General features: G+C 44.9%; 14 protein-coding genes. 13 read left to right on the top strand and 1 reads right to left on the bottom strand.

Going from position 1 to position 20,708, the window contains the following annotated elements; genetic code table 11:
* Positions 1–273 precede the first annotated feature (273 nt).
* On the bottom strand, positions 274–2,103 hold the full coding sequence (gene typA / locus WBS51_RS09315; protein WP_294461049.1) for a translational GTPase TypA: 1,830 nt from the start codon (positions 2,101–2,103) through the stop codon (positions 274–276).
* 250 nt (positions 2,104–2,353) lie between these two features.
* Between typA and WBS51_RS09310 the strand changes: the two genes are divergently transcribed.
* From WBS51_RS09310 to WBS51_RS09250, 13 genes are all read left to right on the top strand, one after another.
* Complete coding sequence (locus WBS51_RS09310) at positions 2,354–2,980, top strand: single-stranded DNA-binding protein (RefSeq protein WP_178024390.1); 627 nt, start codon at positions 2,354–2,356, stop codon at positions 2,978–2,980.
* A 119-nt stretch (positions 2,981–3,099) separates the two neighbouring features.
* Positions 3,100–3,591 carry a cob(I)yrinic acid a,c-diamide adenosyltransferase gene (locus WBS51_RS09305; protein ID WP_173750082.1) on the top strand — a complete coding sequence of 164 codons (492 nt, stop codon included), beginning with the start codon at positions 3,100–3,102 and terminating at the stop codon, positions 3,589–3,591.
* A 62-nt stretch (positions 3,592–3,653) separates the two neighbouring features.
* On the top strand, positions 3,654–4,544 hold the full coding sequence (gene dapA, locus WBS51_RS09300) for a 4-hydroxy-tetrahydrodipicolinate synthase (RefSeq protein WP_342694070.1): 891 nt from the start codon (positions 3,654–3,656) through the stop codon (positions 4,542–4,544).
* 46 nt (positions 4,545–4,590) lie between these two features.
* Positions 4,591–5,349, top strand: coding sequence for a 4-hydroxy-tetrahydrodipicolinate reductase (dapB, locus tag WBS51_RS09295; protein ID WP_173750084.1), 759 nt, complete (start codon positions 4,591–4,593; stop codon positions 5,347–5,349).
* Positions 5,350–5,526: 177 nt separating this feature from the next.
* Positions 5,527–5,877: a hypothetical protein gene (locus WBS51_RS09290; protein ID WP_173750085.1), complete on the top strand. Its 351-nt coding sequence runs from the start codon at positions 5,527–5,529 to the stop codon at positions 5,875–5,877.
* A 237-nt stretch (positions 5,878–6,114) separates the two neighbouring features.
* On the top strand, positions 6,115–6,645 hold the full coding sequence (gene hpf, locus WBS51_RS09285; protein ID WP_291682966.1) for a ribosome hibernation-promoting factor, HPF/YfiA family: 531 nt from the start codon (positions 6,115–6,117) through the stop codon (positions 6,643–6,645).
* A 419-nt stretch (positions 6,646–7,064) separates the two neighbouring features.
* Positions 7,065–13,499, top strand: coding sequence for an endo-beta-N-acetylglucosaminidase (locus WBS51_RS09280; protein ID WP_294461071.1), 6,435 nt, complete (start codon positions 7,065–7,067; stop codon positions 13,497–13,499).
* A 169-nt stretch (positions 13,500–13,668) separates the two neighbouring features.
* Positions 13,669–16,239, top strand: a complete 2,571-nt coding sequence (gene secA, locus WBS51_RS09275) for a preprotein translocase subunit SecA (protein WP_173750213.1) — start codon at positions 13,669–13,671, stop codon at positions 16,237–16,239.
* A gap of 90 nt (positions 16,240–16,329) precedes the next feature.
* On the top strand, positions 16,330–16,575 hold the full coding sequence (locus WBS51_RS09270; RefSeq protein WP_173750212.1) for a hypothetical protein: 246 nt from the start codon (positions 16,330–16,332) through the stop codon (positions 16,573–16,575).
* A gap of 15 nt (positions 16,576–16,590) precedes the next feature.
* Complete coding sequence (gene prfB / locus WBS51_RS09265) at positions 16,591–17,709, top strand: peptide chain release factor 2 (RefSeq protein ID WP_294461078.1); 1,119 nt, start codon at positions 16,591–16,593, stop codon at positions 17,707–17,709.
* A 77-nt stretch (positions 17,710–17,786) separates the two neighbouring features.
* A complete protein-coding gene (locus WBS51_RS09260; protein WP_173750210.1) occupies positions 17,787–18,230 on the top strand; it encodes an ACT domain-containing protein in 444 nt (147 codons plus the stop codon).
* A 16-nt stretch (positions 18,231–18,246) separates the two neighbouring features.
* Complete coding sequence (locus WBS51_RS09255) at positions 18,247–19,464, top strand: homoserine dehydrogenase (RefSeq protein WP_291683735.1); 1,218 nt, start codon at positions 18,247–18,249, stop codon at positions 19,462–19,464.
* 10 nt (positions 19,465–19,474) lie between these two features.
* A complete protein-coding gene (locus WBS51_RS09250; protein ID WP_173750208.1) occupies positions 19,475–20,677 on the top strand; it encodes a cofactor-independent phosphoglycerate mutase in 1,203 nt (400 codons plus the stop codon).
* Positions 20,678–20,708 lie beyond the last annotated feature (31 nt).

The raw sequence follows: 20,708 nt of genomic DNA, 5'->3' as shown, positions 1-20,708 counted from the left end.
TGTTAAATATTTGTCAATATCAGATTCTAAGAAAAAAGGAAATACTAAAGTCGTTTTGTATGCCCTTATTATACCATAAACAGTGAGAAATATAAAGAAAAAAGATTGTTAAAATTAAAATTATCAGAAAATAGAGAAGAAGAGGATTTGAATACAATATTCTGGAATTAATGTACATTTCCATGGGTGAAATTGATAAAAAAATAACATAGCGGCAAAAAAGAAGAACTGTTCACAGGAACAGCTCTTCTGGTTATAGAAAATATAGAAGAATTATTTTTTCAGATTCTGTCTTTTCCGAAGTCTGGAATCCAGGATTTTTTTACGGATACGCAGGGTTTCCGGTGTGATTTCCAGAAGTTCGTCCGTATCGATAAATTCCAGGGCCTGTTCCAGGCTGAGGATTTTCGGCGGCGTCAGCTTTAAGGCTTCGTCTGCGGAAGAGGAGCGGGTGTTGGTCAGATGTTTGGTCTTACATACGTTCAGTTCAATATCCTCCGGCTTGCCGCTCTGTCCGATAACCATACCGCTGTAAACTTTTTCGCCGGGGCCGATAAACAGCGTTCCTCTGTCCTGTGCGGAAAACAGACCATAGGTAACGGATTCGCCTGTCTCAAAGGCAATTAAGGAGCCCTGTTTACGATACTGCATGTCTCCTTTGTATGGAGCATAGCCGTCAAAGGCTGTGTTCAGAATGCCGGAGCCTTTGGTGGAGGTCATAAATTCTCCGCGGAAGCCGATAAGTCCTCTGGAAGGAATGTTGAATTCCAGGCGGGTAGTGCCGTCGCTGGCGGGGCTCATGCCCTGCAGTTCACCCTTTCGCTCGCTGAGTCTTTGGATAACCGTACCGGAAAATTCTTCAGGAACATCTACATAAGCGATTTCCATAGGCTCCAGTTTACGGCCTCTTTCGTCCTCCTGATAGATGACCTCTGCCTTGCTCACAGCAAATTCATAGCCTTCCCGGCGCATGTTTTCAATCAGTACGGATAAGTGCAGTTCGCCCCGTCCGGACACCTTGAAGCAGTCGGTGCTGTCCGTATCCTCCACCCGCAGGCTGACGTCTGTGTTTAACTCTCTCATGAGACGTTCTCTTAAGTGGCGGGAGGTTACAAACTTCCCTTCCTGTCCTGCAAAAGGACTGTCGTTGACCATGAAGTTCATGGAAATCGTAGGCTCTGAAATTTTCTGGAAAGGAATGGGCTCCGGATTTTCCGGTGAGCATAAGGTATCTCCGATATGGATATCTGCAATGCCGGCAATGGCAACAATAGAGCCAATACCAGCTTCTTTTACGTCTACCTTGTTCAGACCGTCAAATTCGTAAAGTTTGCTGATTTTTACCTTCTTCATTTTGTCCGGGTCATGATGGTTGACCAGCACCACTTCCTGGTTCACGCTTAAAGTGCCGTTTTCCACCTTGCCCACACCGATACGGCCCACGTATTCATTGTAGTCAATGGTGCTGATAAGGGCCTGAGTAGGCGCTTTTGGGTCGCCGGTAGGAGCCGGGATGTATTTTAAGATGGTTTCAAACAGAGGAACCATGTTTTCCGGTGTGTCGTTTAAGTCCAGAACCGCATGACCTGCTTTTGCGGAGGCATACAGGAAGGGACAGTCAAGCTGCTCGTCAGAGGCATCCAAATCCATAAGAAGTTCCAGGACTTCATCTATAACCTCATCAGGACGCGCCTCAGGACGGTCGATTTTGTTGATGCACACAATGACATGAAGGTCTAATTCCAGTGCTTTTTTCAGAACAAATTTTGTCTGGGGCATAGCGCCCTCAAAAGCGTCTACCAGAAGGATTACGCCGTCCACCATTTTCAGTACACGTTCTACCTCACCGCCGAAGTCCGCATGGCCGGGTGTATCAATAATGTTGATTTTGGTATCTTTGTAATATACAGCGGTATTTTTTGATAAAATGGTAATGCCGCGTTCTCTTTCAATATCATTGGAGTCCATAACACGTTCCTGTACGGCCTGGTTTTCACGGAATACACCGCTCTGGCGTAAAAGCTGGTCTACCAGAGTGGTTTTGCCGTGGTCAACGTGAGCAATAATGGCTACGTTTCTGATATCTTCTCTTGCTGTTTTCATAAATAACCTCTTTTCTTTTAAATCAACAGATTTCAGTTGTTTTTATGCAGTAAACAGAATTTCCGCCGGAAAACCGGGGAAAAGCCTGTGTTTTCGGTAAAATCCGGATTTCATTCTATCACACTTGCTTCTAAATACAAAGGGGAAATAAAAATTTTTTGAAAAAAATAGAAAATGTGGTTCTAAAAGGTGCCGGGGCTGAATAAACATAATACAGACAAGATACGAGAAAGAGGAGAGGGAAAAAATCATGGCAGATAAAATTATTGAAAACAATCAGGTGTCAATTATGGGAAAGGTTGCATCCGGCTTTACCTTCAGCCATCAGGTGTATGGAGAGGGCTTCTATCTGGTGGATGTGCTGGTAAAGAGACTAAGCGATTCAGAGGACAGAATTCCGCTGATGGTTTCCGAGCGTCTGGTTGATGTCACACAGGATTACGAGGGAGAGTACATTATGGTGCAGGGACAGTTCCGGTCCTATAACCGCCACGAGGAGAAGAAAAACAGGCTGGTGCTTTCTGTTTTTGTAAGAGAACTGTCTTTTGTGGAAGAGGAAGATGATACGGTGAAGACGAACCAGATATTCCTGGACGGATATATCTGTAAGCCTCCGGTATACAGGAAAACCCCTCTTGGAAGAGAGATTGCGGATTTGCTGCTGGCAGTGAACCGGCCTTACGGAAAATCCGATTACATACCCTGTATCTGTTGGGGAAGAAATGCCAGATATGCGTCTGCTTTTGAAGTGGGCGGACATGTTCTTATCTGGGGAAGAATCCAGAGCAGGGAGTATATTAAGAAATTAAGTGAAAACCAGACCGAGAAGCGGACGGCTTACGAAGTATCTGTGAGCAAACTGGAATATGCGGATTAATACGGTCCGCATGGCTTTTGGGCTGTTTTGGTTGCAATATGCCCGCAGGTGTAGTAATATATACACAACTCTTAAACAAAACAAAAGCAGAACAGGCAGTCTGTAAGAGGTGTAGTATTATGTATGAAAAAAAAGGATTAACGCAGATATACTGCGGCCCGGGGAAAGGGAAAACCAGTGTGGCAATCGGCCAGGCTATCAGAGCCGTGGGGCATGGAAAACGTGCCATTGTGATTCAGTTTTTAAAGGGAAGAGAGACGTCCAGACTGGATTATCTGTCTTCCATGGAACCGGACGTCCGTTTGTTCAGGTTTGAAAAGAAAGACAAATATTATGAAGATTTGACCGAAGAAGAGAAGAAAGAAGAAAATGAAAATATCCGCAATGGTCTGAATTTTGCAAGAAAGGTGTTGCTGACAGAGGAAAGCGATATGCTGATTCTGGATGAGATTCTGGGTGTTCAGGAATTTGGAATTGTGACAGAAGAAGAAGTAATTGCACTGATTCAGGCAAAAGATGACGAGACAGAACTGATTATGACAGGCAATGTGGTAACAGATGGCGTAAAAAATGCGGCGGACAGAGTGGTTTCTCTGGAAGTAGTCAAATAGACTGCAGGTTTTGGAGCAGGAAAATGAAGAGAAAGAATCTTTACTATTGAAGGAGGAAGCGTATGTCTATTTTTACAGGTGCAGGTGTAGCCATTGTCACACCGATGAAGGAAAACGGAGACGTGAATTTTGAAAAGCTGGGAGAAATTCTGGAAGAGCAGATTGCAGAAGGAACAGATGCCGTTATTATATGCGGAACTACCGGCGAATCTTCCACCATGACCCATGAAGAGCATCTGGAGGCTATCAAATATACAGTTGATAAAGTCAATAAAAGAATTCCTGTCATTGCAGGAACAGGTTCAAACTGTACGGAGACCGCGATTTATCTGTCAAAAGAGGCAGAGCAGTATGGTGCAGACGGATTGCTTTTAGTGACTCCGTATTATAATAAAGCGACACAGAAGGGACTTATTGCCCATTACACAGCTGTGGCAAATGCAGTGAAACTTCCTATTATCCTGTACAATGTGGCCAGCAGAACCGGCTGCAACATTACCCCGGAAACGGCTGCATATCTTGCAGAGCATGTGGAAAACATAGTAGGTATCAAAGAAGCATCGGGAAATATTTCCCAGGTGGCGCAGATTGCAGCGCTGACAAAAGGGAAAATGGATATTTATTCGGGAAACGATGACCAGATTGTACCCATTCTTTCCCTGGGAGGAAAGGGTGTTATTTCCGTATTGTCCAATGTAGCGCCCAAATATACCCATGAAATTGTAGCGAAGTTTATGGAAGGGGAAGTGAAGGAAAGCTGTGAAATGCAGCTGGCAGCACTTCCGCTGGTACACGCACTGTTCAGCGAAGTAAATCCCATTCCGGTAAAAGCGGCTATGAACCTTATGGGAAAAGAAGTAGGGCCTCTTAGAATGCCTTTGACAGAGATGGAAGAGGGACATAAGGAGGCGCTGAAAAAGGCCATGACAGATTTTGGCCTGAAACTTGCATAAGAAGAGAGGAAAGTAGAGAAACTGCAAAAGAAAAGAGGATAAAAAGATGGTCAGAATCATTATGAATGGCTGTAATGGCCATATGGGGCAGGTGATTTCCGGGCTGGTATCTGAAGACGGCGGCGCGGAGATTGTGGCAGGTGTGGATGTTGCAGACAAGGGATTGTATACTTATCCTGTATTTACGGATATAACCAAATGTGATGTGCAGGCAGATGTGATGATTGATTTTTCTTCTGCCAAAGCGGTAGACGGGGTGCTGGATTTCTGCAGGGAGAAAAAACTGCCTCTGGTGCTTTGTACCACAGGTTTATCTTCCGGGCAGCTGGAGAAAGCGGAAAAAACGGCACAGGAAACCGCAGTGCTGCGCTCGGCAAACATGTCTTTGGGAATTAATACCTTGCTGAAGCTTTTGCAGGATGCAGCAAAAGTGCTTGCAGCAGCAGGTTTTGATATGGAAATTGTGGAGCGCCATCATAATTTAAAAGTAGATGCTCCAAGCGGTACGGCTCTGGCTCTGGCAGACAGCCTCAATGAGGCCATGGATAACCAGTATCACTATGTGTATGACAGAAGCCAGACCAGAGAAAAGAGAGATACCAAAGAAATCGGAATTTCCGCAGTCAGGGGCGGTACCATTGTCGGAGACCATGAAGTGATTTTTGCAGGTCCGGACGAGGTGATTGAATTCAGGCATACGGCTTATTCCAAAACTGTATTTGCAAAAGGCGCCGTGGAAGCGGCGAAATTCCTCAGCGGAAAACCAGCAGGTATGTATGATATGAGTCATGTAATTAACGGCTAAAAGCAGAGCTGTCACAGAAAGCGTTATAGAGAAGCAGAGACTTTTTCGGAGCGTTTTTTGGGGCAGTTTTTGTTTTATAAATTTTTATGAAAAAAATGGTTCTGTATGTCTCCTGCATAAAAAGTGTCCGGTATGCGCATATTAACAGCAGAACTTAAAAGAAAAGGAGACAATCTTATGAAAAATCTAAGAAAAATATCTTTGGGGCTGCTTCTGGCTATGAGCTTCTGTGCATTGACAGCATGTGGAAACAACACGACAAAGGATAACAATGGAAATACCACGACAGAGGACGCCAGAGACAAAAACAACACCAACACCAACAGAGACACGAATGGAACGAACAGAACAGACAGCACAACAGACGGAACAGGAAGTCGCGACGGAGTAATAGAGGATACCGGGGAAGCCATAGGAGACGGTATCGAAGATTTGGGTGAGGATATCCGTAACGGTGCAGAGGATATGGGGGGAAATACCAACGCAGCAGGAGAACGCACCCACACAGAGACAGATAATAACCGCTAGATTCTCGCAGAAACAGAGAAGTTTTGTGCTGCTTTTCTATTAAAAGTGTAAAAGAGCGCAAAACTTTTCTTTACATACAGAGTCCGGGAAAGTATTGGATTCGGTTATACAAAATATAATCAATTTCTAAATTTTCTAAAAACTCTTGAATTTGAGAAGGAATATTGGTATAATAAGGATACATTACAAGACCAAAGGTTCATTCTTGTAAAATACATGTAAAAGGGGTTGGACATAATGAAGTTTGTTATAAGCGGAAAAAATATTGAGGTCACACAGGGACTGAAAAATGCAGTCGAAGATAAATTAGGAAAGTTGGAACGGTACTTCACCTCTGACACAGAAATCATGGTTACATTGAGTGTGGAGAAAGAAAGGCAGAAAATAGAAGTTACCATTCCCGTAAAAGGAAATATTATCCGCTCCGAACAAGTAAGCAGTGACATGTATGTTTCCATTGATTTGGTAGAAGAAATTATTGAAAGGCAGTTAAGAAAATACAAAAATAAGATTATTGATAAAAAGCAGAGTGCAGGTTTCCAGCCGGAATTTGTGGAAAAAGACTACGAAGAGGATACGAATGAAATTAAGATTATCCGTACCAAGAAATTCGGCTTCAAGCCTATGTATCCGGAAGATGCCTGTGTGCAGATGGAACTTTTAGGACATAACTTTTTTGTATTTCTCAATGCAGAGACAGAAGAAGTCAATGTGGTTTATAAGAGAAAAGGCAATACTTATGGTTTGATTGAGCCGGATTTTGGTTGAATCAGGTACGGAGCAGCATAAAGAATAAAAAGAAAAAAGGATAGCAAGAATACCGTGTATACAGTCTGAGATTGTGTATACGGTATTTTTTTGTTTGCCAGTTATCAGGAAAATGAAATTTGGAATAAGAATAATGTTAAGTAACAAAATTAAAAGTTAACATAAAAATAGGTAAACAAACAAAATAAAAAGGAAGATAACAAAAGATGATGTCGTGCATGATGTGCAGGGTGTTTTTTGCATAAAAATAAAAAGCGGAAAAATGTACAAAAAATAAATGTAAAAACTAGGAAAAACAGATAAAATGTAAGTTGATATAAGAAAAGTATTGAAAAAATATAGGGAATATGTATACTCTAAATGTAAGGTAACAAAAGCAAAAACAATATTACTAATTATGTACCAAGAAAGGGGAAACCATGAAGAAAAAAAGCTTGAAAAAGACCGTGGCTGTCATGTTGAGCGGTGTGTGTCTTGCATCGGGAGTTGCAGTTCCGGCAGATACGGTGCAGGCATCAGCTGGTCTGGGGTATTGGCCGGAGAACCTGCCCATTCCCAACCAGTATTACTATCAAAAGGAGTCGCTGCAGCCATATGGAACCTGTCTGCAGATAGGAGAATTGAAGAACTGGAGTCCGGATAATGACCCGGATGCACGGTATAACCGGAGTTCCATTCCTCTGCGGCAGAGGTATATGGGACCCAGTGTAAATCCTCTGGCTTCCAGGGATGCCAAAGTAATGCCTCTAGCCATGTCTAACGCAAGGGCCAGTGAGGCAGAATCCCAGGGAGGAGAAGGAGATTTTGTCTATGCCTTCAATAATTTCCAGTATATAGACACCTACAATTTCTGGGGCGGTTCTTCAGCAGAAGGACCTATCTGTATTCCGTCTCCGGAGCACATTGATTCCGCTCACCGGAATGGAGTGCAGGCAACCGGTACGATTTTCATTCCGTGGGGGGATGAGGAGTATGGCGGAAGATTTGTGCGGGAACTGGTGGCGCAGGACGAACAGGGCAATTATCCATGCGCAGATAAGCTGATTGAAGTGGCTCAGTATTATGGTTTTGATGGCTATATTTTCAATGCGGAATCCGGTACAGGTGTCAGTGGGTTTAAAGAGTTTCTGGCTTATATGCAGGAGAAAGCCCCGGAAAATTTTCGAATCAGCTGGTACAACGGAAGCGGAACGCTGGGAGCAGATTCTATTGATGCCTGGATGCAGGATGAAGACAAGCGTATTACGGATGAGTGGTGGCTGGATATGTCCGGAAACGGAAACGTAGACAGTACGATAGACGCAACTTATGAAGCAGACAGAGATAAGTGGGACATCCATTCTACCTGGGAGTACATTCCTATGCAGGACGGTGCAAAGGGAGGAGATTACCACACGAGACTGGATAAGGACGGGAAGCTGAAGATTTCCCTTGGTATTCTGGCCCCTACGTCTACTTTAACCCAGTCGAAAAATTCGGATGACTTTATGAATGTGCAGGACCAGAAACTCTGGGTGGGACCGGATTTTGACCCGTCATCCACCAATCGCCCCGACGATGAATTTTGTGGTTTTGCCAATCTGGTAGCAGACCAGACACCGGTTCTGGGAACAGATTTCGTAACACATTTTAATCCGGGAAACGGCTATAAATTCTACGAAAACGGTGCAGTGATCGGCATGGAAAGCGGTTGGCACAACCGTTCTCTGACAGAAGTGCTTCCGACCTGGCGTTGGATTGTAGATGCCGAAGACGGTGCAAAAAAGGTGGAGCCTAAGATTGATTATGAAGATGCCTACTGGGGCGGTGCATCCATGAAAATCAGCGGTGGTTTAAGCGCAGGCAAGGCAAATCATATCAAGTTGTACAGCACTCAGTTGGATATTACAGACAGCTCTACGTTTGAACTGGTTTACAAGACAAAGAAAAACAGCGATGTGAAACTGTCTGTGGGACTTTGTTTTGGCGATACATATGAAGATAAGAATTTCCAGTTCTATCCCGTGGAAATTCAGGGAGATGGAAGCTGGAAAGAGGCGTCTATTCCTCTTGCAGATGAAAGCGGACAGAGGGTCAGTGCGATTTCTCTGAAACTGGAATCAGCAGGCGGTGTGGATGACTATAGCATGAATATTGGAAAGATGGGGATTGTGACAGACAAATCCCAGCCGGAAGCACCGGGAGAGATTACACTGGATGATGTGATTTATCCTACGGATTTAAGTGCAGAGGCAAGAATTTACTGGGATAAGGGGGAACATTCTTTTATCGATATTATTCACCGTGTACGTCCGGATGGACAGGAAGAATTTGTAGGTGCTACTCCTTCCGATGCGTTCTACATTCCAAAATTCCGCAAGCTGGAAGGGGAAAAAGAAGCAACCTTTAAGATTACTTCTATCAGTGAAAATGGAATTGAGGGTGATTCCAGAGAAATTAAGATTGCATGGCCCAAAGAGGTGCCGGACGGCTTTGGTCCCAGTGCAGAGTTGGGAGAAAATCTTGCTCTTCGAGCTCCGGCCGTGTGTGATGTGCCCTGTGCAGCAGATGGCCCGGTAGATAAAATCAATGATGGTGTTATTCCTTCCAGCAAATGGTGTGGTACGGCAAACAGCGGAAGCGCTTATTTGGATTTGGGGAAAGAAGTGGATATCAGCCGCTGGATTGTTTATCATGCGAATTGTAGAGGAGCCGGAGAAGGTGTAAACTACAATACGGTAGATTTTGAACTTTTATATGCTCCGGATGACGGAAAGCCAGTGTTGGACCCAACGGATAAAACTGCAGCGGAACGCGTGAAAAAGCTGAATTATAAAGAGGCAGACAAGGTAACCGGCAATAAGCAAAATGTGACAGACAGAAATCTGGATGGGCCAATCAAAGCCCGGTATATCAAGCTGCACATTACAGACTCAGATAACAGTCCATGGTCTGCAATCCGTATTTACGAGATGGAACTGTATGGAGAAAAAGGAGAAGGCAGTGTAGCGGTGCCTACAGCTCCGCTGGAAAGAAATGTTACCGTTTATAACGAAAAGGGCAATCAGGATAAGGTGATTATTGACAATGTGGGCATGCCTTATGCAGAAGGTTCTTATCCGAATGGAACTGTAAATGAGAAAACCGGAGTGGTATCTCTTTATGACAGCATGGATGCAAAAGAGCCCATTGCACAGGTTCGGGCCCAGCAGCCGGATAATGTGTATAAGCAGTACGCCGTGGGAATTGCCCAGTTTGACAATCTGAAACTCAAACCAGAGGGCGGACGCCTTTGGTATTCTGTGCAGGATGCATCCACGGGGGAAACGGTTACTACTCAGCGCTCCAGTGTGGCGTATCCGCCGGAGGATGGAAAGAAAATTCCAGAGGCTCAGGCAAAGCTTTATGGAGAGGCAGCCGGTGTGAACCTTTCCGGTGCATACGGCGCTCTGGAAATCAGCGGACTTCCCAAAGAAGCTACAGTGAAGGTTTATGACAGCAAAGATGCCTTAAAACCCATTCTGCATTCCGCTCCTGCAGGCGAAGATAAGAAAATTCTTTTGGAGAGCGTACCATTAAAAGAAGAAGGCGGAACGGTATATTATACCATTCATGCACCTGGATATTCAGATACAGAAAGATTGGAATTGGCCTATGGAGAGGTGGGGGCGCTTCCGGCTTATCAGGGAACCCTGGCAGAAATGGTCAATATGTATGAAAGAGGATTCTTTGAAGAAGAGTATATGGATTCTACCTGGGGTGCGTTTGCTTCTGCACGCACAAAGGCGGCCGGACTTTTGGAAGGAAATCCTACAAAAGCGGAAGCGGATGCGGTGCGAATGGAATTGAAACAGGCAGAATGCGGGCTTTTAAAGAAAGCAGATAAATCCAGAATTCAGGAAGTATGTGCAGACTATGAAGCAAATAAAGGTCATTATTCCAAAGAAAGCTGGGAAAAATTCCAACCAGTGTTTGAAGAAGTAAAAGCTTTTGCTCAGGCAGAGGATGAAACAGATAAAATGACCATTCAGACCCAGCGGGTAAAGCTGGACAAGGCAGCCAGACAACTGGTAGAAATTGTACCGATTAACAGCTCGGTGATTCCGGATGAAGCGCTTTTAAAAGCTATTAAGGAGCAGACGGGCTTTGAATCTGTGGACCAGTTAAGCACCTATGAGGGCACTCTGGATTTGACCAATCTTCCAGTGAAAGACCTTACTGGTTTGGAAAAAATGGAGAAACTCAAAGGACTTATTTTAGACGGAACAAAGGTAAAAGAAGTAAATGCAAAGAATCTGCCCAAAACGCTGGAAACGCTCAGTATGAAAAACTGTGGGGGTCTGGAAACCATCGACCTGAGAAACAGCGGAATGGATAAGCTGAAACAGGCAGACATTACAGGCTGTGAAAAACTGGTTCTGGTGTATATGAATACCGGAAATCTGGAAAAACTGGAAGTTTCCGAAAATGGAAAATATGCCAATATTTACGCTCTGGATATCAGTGGAAATAAGCTGGATTTAAGTGAGAAAACTCCAGAAGGCAAGTTGGCTGCAAAGGTGGAAGAAAATCTGAAGAAGAATCCGCCTGAAAAATTGGAGAAATATACAAATGTAACACAGGGACGGAATGTAACCGCAGACGTGATGCAGGGACGTCACGAAAAACCGGAAGTCATGGTAGATGGAAAGAAAGACCAGAATGCAGATATTTATTATCTGGATACAAATGGGAAGGCGGTTATCAATCTTGGAGAAGCAAAAGATATTTCCAAAGTGGGAGCAACTTTCCAGAAGGATAACTTCCCGGCAGAGTACAAGTGGGAATATTCCGAAGACGGAAAGGATTACAAAGAACTGGCTGTTGTAAAGAAGAATGAGAAGTATCAGACTGAAAATACGTTAAAAACTCCGGTGAAGGCGCAGTACTTGAGATTTACTGTGTTAAACAAAGGAAAAGGAGAAGCCGTTGTGGTGGAACTGGAAGGGTTTGAGAAGAAAACCATTGCAAGTGGTGTTACCAGCGGCAATCAGAAACCGGAAGCAGTAGTGGATTATAAGACCATTCCGGCAGAACTTTCACTAAAACAGGGAAGCGAAGCGGTGGATATGCTGGACTATATGAAAAACTGCTACAAAGAAGTAAAAACAGTCAGAGGAACAAAAATTGCAGAGTTGACTGACGCAAAATGGCTGGCAAAAGATTACGATATTGAGGCGGCTGCAAAGATGCCGGAAGGTATGAAGGTTGTGATTACCAAAGAAGATGGAAGCGCGTGTCAAAATCCGTTTGTACCTGAAAATACAGGAAACTACACGGCAGAATACCGAGTAGGAGAAGGCAAAGCACTGGCTTCGGTCAAGGTAAAAGTAACCGCGGATAAGTCTTATCTGGAAGAGTTGGCTGCTTCCTGTGAAGGAAAGAAGGAGACGGACTACACGCCTGCTACCTGGGCCGTTTTCCAGGAAAAACTGGCAAAGGCAAAGGAACTCTTAGAAAATGAATTTACAGGACAGGATGAAATTGATGCGGCAGAACAGGAGCTTTCAGAGGCATTGACCGGCTTGCGGGTGAAACCGATAAAAACGGTGCTGCATGTATTTATTGAACTCGCAGAAAAAGAACTGGAAAATGCAGCAGGTAAGGCGCCGGAAACCATGGATGCTTTAAATACTGCTCTGACGGAAGCCAAAACTGTTTTTGAAAATCCAAATGCAACGCAGGAGGAAGTAGATGCAGCAGGCGATAAACTGTTGGAGGCTCTGAACAGAATTCGTCCTATGGCAGATAAAGAAAAACTTCTGAATCTGATTGCTCGTGTGGAAAGCATGGAGACAAGCGGCTATACAGATGCAAGTGTAAAGACTTTGGAAGAGAAACTTGCAGAAGCAAAAACAGTGGCAGAAGACGACAATGCCTTTGAAGAAGATGTGGAACTGGCATACAATAATCTGTTGCAGGCCGTGGCTCATCTGGAGGTAAAGGTTCATACTGCAGAACTGGAATATGTGATAGCAAAAGCAGAAGATATTCTTGCTAAAAAGGACAAATATATTGCGGCAACACTGGAAGGTTTAAGTGAGGAAATCAAAAAGGCAAAAGAAGTTCTGGAAAAAGCGGACGCAACACAGGAAGAAGTGAATCAGGCAGCAGCAGACCTGGCATGGAAAGTCGGGAATGCAAGACTCAAAGCAGAGAAACAGGCACTTTTGGATATGCTGGAGGAGGCAGAGAAAATGGATGTTGCTCTGTACACCGAGGAAAGTGCCCGTGCCTTTACAGGGGCACTGTTGAAGGCCCGTCAGGCAGCAGAGGATGAATATGCAACGCAGGCGGAAGTGGATGCGGCCGTTTCTGAACTGGATGATGCTATGACAAATCTGGTGAAAGCAGAACCTGAGCAGCCGGAAACAAAACCTGAGGAAGAGCAGAAACCGGAGCAGAAGCCGGAATCAGAACTTGAGGAAGAACAGAACCAAGACAAGGGAACAGAAGAAGGGCAACAGGAAGAAGCTAAAGAAGAGAAACCGGAAACTCCTTCCTACCAGGCTCCTTCTAAGAAACCGGTAAGCGGTACCAGAGACTATGCAGTTCGCAGCAGAAGACAGCACAGTGATAATACAGCGTCACAAAGCAGCAAAGAAGAACAGACGGAAGAGAGAAAGGAAACAAAAGAAGAAACTCTTCTGGCAAAGGGAGACGGTGAAGAGAATTCCAACAAGGAGACGGAAGACACCGCTGATTCAGAAAAGGCAGAAAAAGATAAAACTGTCCAGAAAGAAGAGAAAGCTTCTTATGGCTGGATTCTGGCGGGAGTCCTGATTCTTGCAGCAGCTGGAGGTCTGTGGTATTGGAAGAAAAAACAGAAAAAATAAGCAGCAGTAGAAGATAAAAGAAAGACTGCAGGAAAGCAGAAACCGGATTTTGCGAGGACGGCTTCTGCTTTCCTTTATTTCGTGGAATTATTTGTTGTGCTGACAGGCGGAAAGTGATACAATAATCCATAGCAGTGTTAAAAATGGATAGATTTTAGGAGTATGACACATGAATGTATTTGAAAAAATGTTTGGAACACATAGCGAGAGGGAATTAAAGCGCATTACCTCCATTGTGGATAAAATTGAATCTCTTCGTTCCGATATGCAGGCGTTAAGTGATGAAGAACTGCGGGGCAAGACAAAAGAGTATAAGAACAGGCTGCAGGAAGGGGCAACCTTAGATGACCTTCTTCCGGAAGCATTTGCAACGGTAAGAGAGGCGGCCAAGCGCGTGCTGGGTATGGAACATTATCGGGTGCAGCTTATCGGTGGCATCATTCTTCATCAGGGGCGTATTGCAGAAATGCGTACCGGTGAAGGAAAAACTCTGGTATCCACCCTGCCGGCATACTTAAATGCCCTGGAAGGAAAGGGTGTTCACGTCGTTACCGTCAATGACTATCTGGCTCATCGTGATGCAGAATGGATGGGAAAGGTTCATGAATTTCTGGGGTTGACCGTTGGTGTGGTCTTAAACGATATGAAAAACGACGAAAGACGTGCCCAGTATGCATGCGATATTACTTATGTAACCAACAACGAGCTGGGATTTGATTATCTGCGTGACAACATGGTTATTTATAAGGAACAGCTGGTGCAGAGAGAATTAAACTATGCCATCATCGATGAGGTGGACTCTGTACTGATTGACGAAGCCCGTACACCGCTTATTATTTCCGGACAGAGCGGCAAATCCACGAAGCTTTATGAAGTCTGCGATATTTTGGCAAAGCAGTTGGAGCGTGGAGAAGCCAGTGGGGAAATGACAAAGATGACCGCTATTATGGGTGAGGAGATTATCGAGACCGGAGACTTTATTGTCAATGAAAAGGACAAGATTGTAAACCTCACCGAAGAGGGTGTGAAAAAGGTTGAGAAGTTTTTTAACATTGAAAACCTGGCAGACCCGGAAAACCTGGAAATCCAGCACAATGTGATTCTGGCTCTTCGTGCTCATAATCTGATGTTCCGTGACCAGGATTATGTAGTAAAGGATGACGAGGTTCTCATTGTCGATGAGTTTACCGGACGTATTATGCCGGGAAGACGTTATTCCGACGGTCTGCACCAGGCCATTGAGGCGAAAGAGCATGTGAAGGTAAGGCGAGAGAGTAAGACACTGGCGACGATTACCTTCCAGAACTTCTTTAACAAATATAACAAAAAATCCGGTATGACCGGTACCGCGCTTACCGAAGAAAAGGAATTCCGGGATATTTACGGTATGGACGTTATTGAAATTCCAACCAATAAACCGGTAGCCCGTGTGGATTTGGAAGACGCGGTTTACATGACAAAGAAAGAAAAATTCCGTGCAGTAGTAGAGGCTGTTAAGGAAGCGCATGCAAAACAGCAGCCGGTACTGGTAGGTACTATTACCATCGAAACTTCTGAACTTTTAAGTCGTATGCTCACCCGTGAAGGTATTAAGCATCAGGTATTGAATGCGAAATTCCATGAGCAGGAGGCAGAAATCGTGGCACATGCCGGAGAAGCCGGAAATGTTACCATTGCCACCAACATGGCAGGACGTGGTACAGATATTAAGCTGGATGATGTGTCAAAAGAAGTCGGTGGTCTGAAAATCATCGGTACAGAGCGCCACGAATCCAGACGTATTGATAATCAGCTGCGCGGCCGTTCCGGACGTCAGGGGGACCCGGGCGAATCCCGTTTCTACATTTCTCTGGAAGACGATTTGATGCGTCTGTTCGGCTCTGAGAAGCTGATGGGCATGTTTACCTCTCTGGGGGTTGCCGAGAATGAGCAGATTGAGCATAAGATGCTCACCAGCGCCATTGAAAAGGCACAAAGAAAGATAGAGGGAAATAACTATGGTATTCGTAAGAACCTGCTGGAGTATGACCAGGTAAATAATGAACAGAGAGAGATTATCTACAAAGAAAGACGTATGGTTCTGGATGGCATGAACATGAGGGATTCCATCTATAAGATGATTACGGAAACGGTTGAGCATGCGGTAGATATGTGTCTGTCAGACGATGTAGAGCAGGAAGAATGGGATTTTAATGAAATTAACACCGTGCTGCTGCCGACCATTCCTTTAAAACCTCTTTCTTTAGAACGGGTAGAAGGAATGAAGAAGAATCAGGTAAAACAGTCCTTAAAGGAAGAGGCTGTGAAGCTGTACGAGGAGAAAGAAGCGGAATTCCCGGAAGCAGAGCAGCTGCGGGAATTAGAGCGAGTGATTCTTTTAAAAGTTATTGACCAGAAGTGGATGGACCACATTGATGATATGGACCAGCTTCGTCAGGGTATTGGCCTGCAGGCTTATGGACAGAGAGACCCCAAGGTAGAATACAAAATGCAGGCATATGAAATGTTTGACAGCATGATTGCAGCGATTCAGGAGACAACACTGAGACTGCTGTACCATGTCCGCCTGGAACAGAAGGTAGAAAGAGAGCAGGTGGCACAGGTTACGGGAACAAACAAGGATGAGTCAGGACCGAAGAAGCCGGTACAGCGGGTAGAAAAGAAAGTATACCCCAATGACCCATGCCCATGCGGCAGCGGAAAGAAATACAAACAGTGCTGCGGCAGAAAACCAATCTGATAGAAGCTTAGGCAGATAAGACTGCTGTAGATATAGGAAACTGTAGCTGCAGCAGTTTCGTTGTTTCTGCCGGAAAAAGGAGGAATTCTTGTGGGACAGACGGTGGATTTTACAATGGAGAGGGAAGGACTGGTCAAGCCGGGAGACCGGGTAGAACTGAAAGAAGACCAGGCTTCGACAATGGCGGGACTGATGTATTATTACACGATTAAACCCGCCGTGGCCATGTCCAGCAATCTGAAAAAAAGGCTGCCAAGGCTTACAGGAACTGTGACAAAGGTAGAGCCCCAGGTGAGTATTTATATGGTAACCGTGGAAGTAGATGAAGAGGAATAATCAGGAGGAATGACTGTGGTTGAATTAGATGCATTTAAATCAGAACTGAATACGTATACAGAGCCTTTGAAGGAGGTGAGGGATTCTCTGGATTTGGAGAATAAAGAGAAAAGAGTGGAAGAACTGGAGAGGGAAATGGAAGCTCCGGGCTTTTGGGACAATGCAGAGCGTTCCCAGAAAATGATGAAGGAATTAAGCGCTTTAAAAGGCGATATGGAAATCTATCACAAGCTGAAAAATCAGAAAGAAGAGATTGAGCTGATGATAGAAATGGGATACGAAGAAAATGACGAGTCTGTGATTCCGGACATCGAAGAGATGATGGAAGAGTTTAAAACAGATTTTGACCATATCCGTATCAAAACGCTGCTTTCCGGAGAGTACGACAAGGACAATGCCATTGTAACCCTTCATGCAGGTGCCGGCGGAACGGAGTCCTGTGACTGGGCGAGCATGCTCTACCGCATGTATTTAAGATGGGCAGACCGGCAGGGCTTTACCACAGAGGTGCTGGACTATCTGGATGGTGATGAAGCGGGGATTAAGTCGGTGACGTTCCAGGTAAACGGAGAGAATGCTTACGGATATCTGAAATCTGAAAAGGGAGTGCACCGCCTTGTGCGTATTTCCCCTTTCAATGCGGCAGGCAAACGCCAGACCTCCTTTGTGTCCTGCGATGTCATGCCGGATATTGAGGAGGATGTGGATATTGAAATCAATCAGGACGATTTGAAGATTGATACTTACCGCTCCAGCGGCGCCGGCGGACAGCATATTAACAAAACTTCTTCTGCCGTGCGTATTACCCACCTCCCTACCGGAATTGTGGTGCAGTGCCAGAATGAGCGCTCTCAGTTCCAGAATAAAGATAAGGCCATGCAGATGTTAAAGGCAAAGCTCTATCTTTTGAAACAGCAGGAAAACGAGAAAAAACTGTCCGGTATCCAGGGAGAACTGACCGAAATTGGCTGGGGAAACCAGATTCGTTCCTATGTTATGCAGCCTTATACTATGGTAAAAGACCATCGTACCAATGAAGAATCCGGCAATGTAGACGCAGTGATGAATGGAAATATTGACAACTTTATCAATGCGTACCTGAAATGGGTTGCATTGGGAAAAAAGGAAAAATAGTTGCTTCATGGGGAAAAATGTGGTAATATCTGTTGGAGACGCACAAATGTATTTTGTAAAAGAACAAAGGGGAGAAAATGGAAGACAATCGAAGATATTTTGTGGTAACAGAAAAAGCCGTGCCGGATGTTCTTCTGAAAGTGGTTGAGGCAAAACGACTTCTGGAGGTACAGAAATCCGCGACTGTGCAGGACGCGGTGGAAGCAGTGGGAATCAGCAGAAGTTCCTTTTACAAGTATAAAGACGACATTTTTCCTTTTAAAGAAAAGACGAAGGGACGGAATATTACCTTTATTATTCAGATGGATGATGAACCGGGACTTCTTTCTGCAGTGCTGAAAATGATTGCAAGGTTTCACGGCAATATTTTAACTATCCACCAGAGTATACCTATGAACGGCGTAGCCAGTCTGACTCTGAGTGTGGCGATTTCTGCGGCGCAGGGGGATGCGGCCGCTATGGTGGAACATATTCAGCAGATAGAAGGCGTTCATTATCTGAAGATACTGGGCAGAGAATAGACAGAAGGAGAATGAGATGATTCAGACAGCAGTGTTAGGTTACGGAACTGTAGGTTCCGGTGTGGTAGAAGTGTTAGAAACAAACAGAGAGAGTATTGAGAAAAGAGCCGGAGAAGCTATTGGTATTAAATATGTGCTGGATTTGCGGGAATTTCCGGGAAGTTCCATAGAGGATATTCTGGTGCATGATTATGAAGTGATTGTAAATGACCCGGAGGTACAGATTATTGCAGAGGTTATGGGGGGAATTGAGCCTGCTTATACCTTTACAAAACGTGCTCTGGAAGCGGGGAAAAGTGTGTGTACCTCTAATAAAGAACTGGTTGCAGAGCATGGGCTGGAGCTTATGAAACTGGCAAAGAAGCATAAAGTAAACTATATGTTTGAGGCCAGCTGCGGCGGTGGAATCCCCATTATCCGCGCGTTGAATTCTTCTTTGACAGCGGATGAAATCGACCAGATTTCCGGTATTTTAAACGGCACAACCAATTTCATTCTTACGGAAATGGCAGAGAGCGGCGCTGACTTTGACCAGGTGTTGAAGGACGCCCAGAACAAAGGCTATGCAGAGCGCAATCCGGAAGCAGATGTGGAGGGTTATGACGCCTGCAGAAAAATTGCTATTTTGTCCTCTCTGGCATACGGCGCTCATGTGGATTATCGGGATGTCTATACGGAAGGAATTACAAAAATCACAGCCGAAGACATGAAATATGCAAAAATGCTGGGCATGAGCATTAAGCTGCTGGCAGACAGCAAAAGAGAGGGAGAGCGTTTTTCAGCCATGGTATGCCCGACCATGGTAGGCAAAGGCAGTCCGCTTTACAGTGTCAATGGTGTCTTTAATGCAGTATTTGTACATGGGAATGTGCTGGGAGACGCAATGTTTTACGGCAGCGGCGCAGGAAAGCTGCCAACAGCCAGTGCTGTAGCGGGAGACATTGTAGACTGTGCCAAACATCTTGGAAAAACAGTTATGATGAACTGGAGCAGCAAGGAACTGGAACGGGTGGATATTAAAGAAGTAAAGCATGCGTTCTTTGTTCGCATAAAGGGAAAAATGGAAGAGCGGCTCAATCAGGTGAAAGCAGTTTTTTCAAATCCGCAGACCGTATCCGTTCCGGGGCTGGAAGAGGAGTTTGGTTTTGTGACGGAATGTATCAGTGAAGAAGACTTTGCAAAAAAGGCAGAAGGACTGGAAGGAATCATAAGCAGAATTCGTATCAGAGCATAGGAGTGGGAAGATGAAGTACATTGTGGTATTAGGTGATGGAATGGCAGACAGACCCATAGATGCATTAGGGGGAAAAACCCCTCTTGCGGCAGCAGAGACACCGGCCATGGACAGTCTGGCAAGAAAAAGTGAAATTGGCATGGTAAAGACTGTGCCGGAGGGCATGAGCCCGGGAAGCGATACAGCAAACCTGTCTGTGCTGGGGTATGACCCAAAAGTTTACTACTCCGGGCGCTCGCCTCTGGAAGCGCTGAATATCGGTGTCCGGATGGAGCAGGGAGATATTGCCATCCGTGCTAATCTGGTTACCCTTTCTGAGGAAGAGGAGACTTATGAGGAGAAGCATATTTTAGACCACAGTGCAGATGAAATTTCCACGGAGGAAGCGGAGGTGCTTTTGCAGGCGGTAAAGAAGGAACTGGAAAATGGAATGTTTCAGTTTTATACGGGAACCAGCTATCGGCACTGCCTTATCTGGAAAAAGGGCATGGTAGTACCACTGACACCGCCGCACGATATTCGCGGAAAAAAAATCGGGGAGTATCTTACAGATGAAGCACTGCTTCTTGCCATGCAGAAGAAAAGCTATGAAATTTTAAAGAACCACCCTGTTAATTTAGAAAGAAAGAAAAAGGGCTTGAATCCGGCCAACAGCCTGTGGTTTTGGGGCGCAGGAACAAAGCCTGCTTTGTCTTCTTTTGAAGAGAAGTTTCACAAAAAGGGTGTGATGATTTCCGCAGTGGATTTGCTGAAAGGAATTGCTGTGGGAACGGAAATGGGAAATATTGCGGTAGAAGGCGCAAACGGCGGTCTGCATACCAACTATGAGGGAAAAGCAGCTGCGGCTGTTTCGGCACTTTTAAAGGACGGCTATGATTTTGCCTATATTCATGTAGAGGCGCCGGATGAAATGGGACATCAGGGCAGCCTGGAGAAGAAACTGCAGGCTATTGAATACCTGGATACACGGGTGATTCAGAGAGTCAAGGACAGTATGGAGGAATCGGGAGAGGCGTACCGGATGCTGATTTTACCGGATCATCCGACTCCGGTCAGTGTTAAGACCCATACGGCAGACCCGGTACCATATCTGCTGTACGACAGCAGAAAACAGGAGGAACGGGACTGCGTATACAATGAAGCAGAGGCTTTGCGTCAGGGAAATCTGATACAAGAGGGCTATCGGCTGATTGAAAAATTATTTGAAGAATAGAGAAAAAAGAAACCGAAACATACACTTTGCA

The organism is Blautia acetica (genome assembly GCF_038739805.1).
GTDB lineage: Bacteria > Bacillota > Clostridia > Lachnospirales > Lachnospiraceae > Blautia.
This window is presented reverse-complemented; position numbering and strand designations above follow the sequence as displayed.

What these genes read in the sequence shown, in the direction of transcription:
- typA (WP_294461049.1), bottom strand. Translation starts at nt 2,103, where the DNA reads ATGAAAACAGCAAGAGAAGATATCAGAAACGTAGCCATTATTGCTCAC.
- WBS51_RS09310 (WP_178024390.1), top strand. Translation starts at nt 2,354, where the DNA reads ATGGCAGATAAAATTATTGAAAACAATCAGGTGTCAATTATGGGAAAG.
- WBS51_RS09305 (WP_173750082.1), top strand. Translation starts at nt 3,100, where the DNA reads ATGTATGAAAAAAAAGGATTAACGCAGATATACTGCGGCCCGGGGAAA.
- dapA (WP_342694070.1), top strand. Translation starts at nt 3,654, where the DNA reads ATGTCTATTTTTACAGGTGCAGGTGTAGCCATTGTCACACCGATGAAG.
- dapB (WP_173750084.1), top strand. Translation starts at nt 4,591, where the DNA reads ATGGTCAGAATCATTATGAATGGCTGTAATGGCCATATGGGGCAGGTG.
- WBS51_RS09290 (WP_173750085.1), top strand. Translation starts at nt 5,527, where the DNA reads ATGAAAAATCTAAGAAAAATATCTTTGGGGCTGCTTCTGGCTATGAGC.
- hpf (WP_291682966.1), top strand. Translation starts at nt 6,115, where the DNA reads ATGAAGTTTGTTATAAGCGGAAAAAATATTGAGGTCACACAGGGACTG.
- WBS51_RS09280 (WP_294461071.1), top strand. Translation starts at nt 7,065, where the DNA reads ATGAAGAAAAAAAGCTTGAAAAAGACCGTGGCTGTCATGTTGAGCGGT.
- secA (WP_173750213.1), top strand. Translation starts at nt 13,669, where the DNA reads ATGAATGTATTTGAAAAAATGTTTGGAACACATAGCGAGAGGGAATTA.
- WBS51_RS09260 (WP_173750210.1), top strand. Translation starts at nt 17,787, where the DNA reads ATGGAAGACAATCGAAGATATTTTGTGGTAACAGAAAAAGCCGTGCCG.
- WBS51_RS09255 (WP_291683735.1), top strand. Translation starts at nt 18,247, where the DNA reads ATGATTCAGACAGCAGTGTTAGGTTACGGAACTGTAGGTTCCGGTGTG.
- WBS51_RS09250 (WP_173750208.1), top strand. Translation starts at nt 19,475, where the DNA reads ATGAAGTACATTGTGGTATTAGGTGATGGAATGGCAGACAGACCCATA.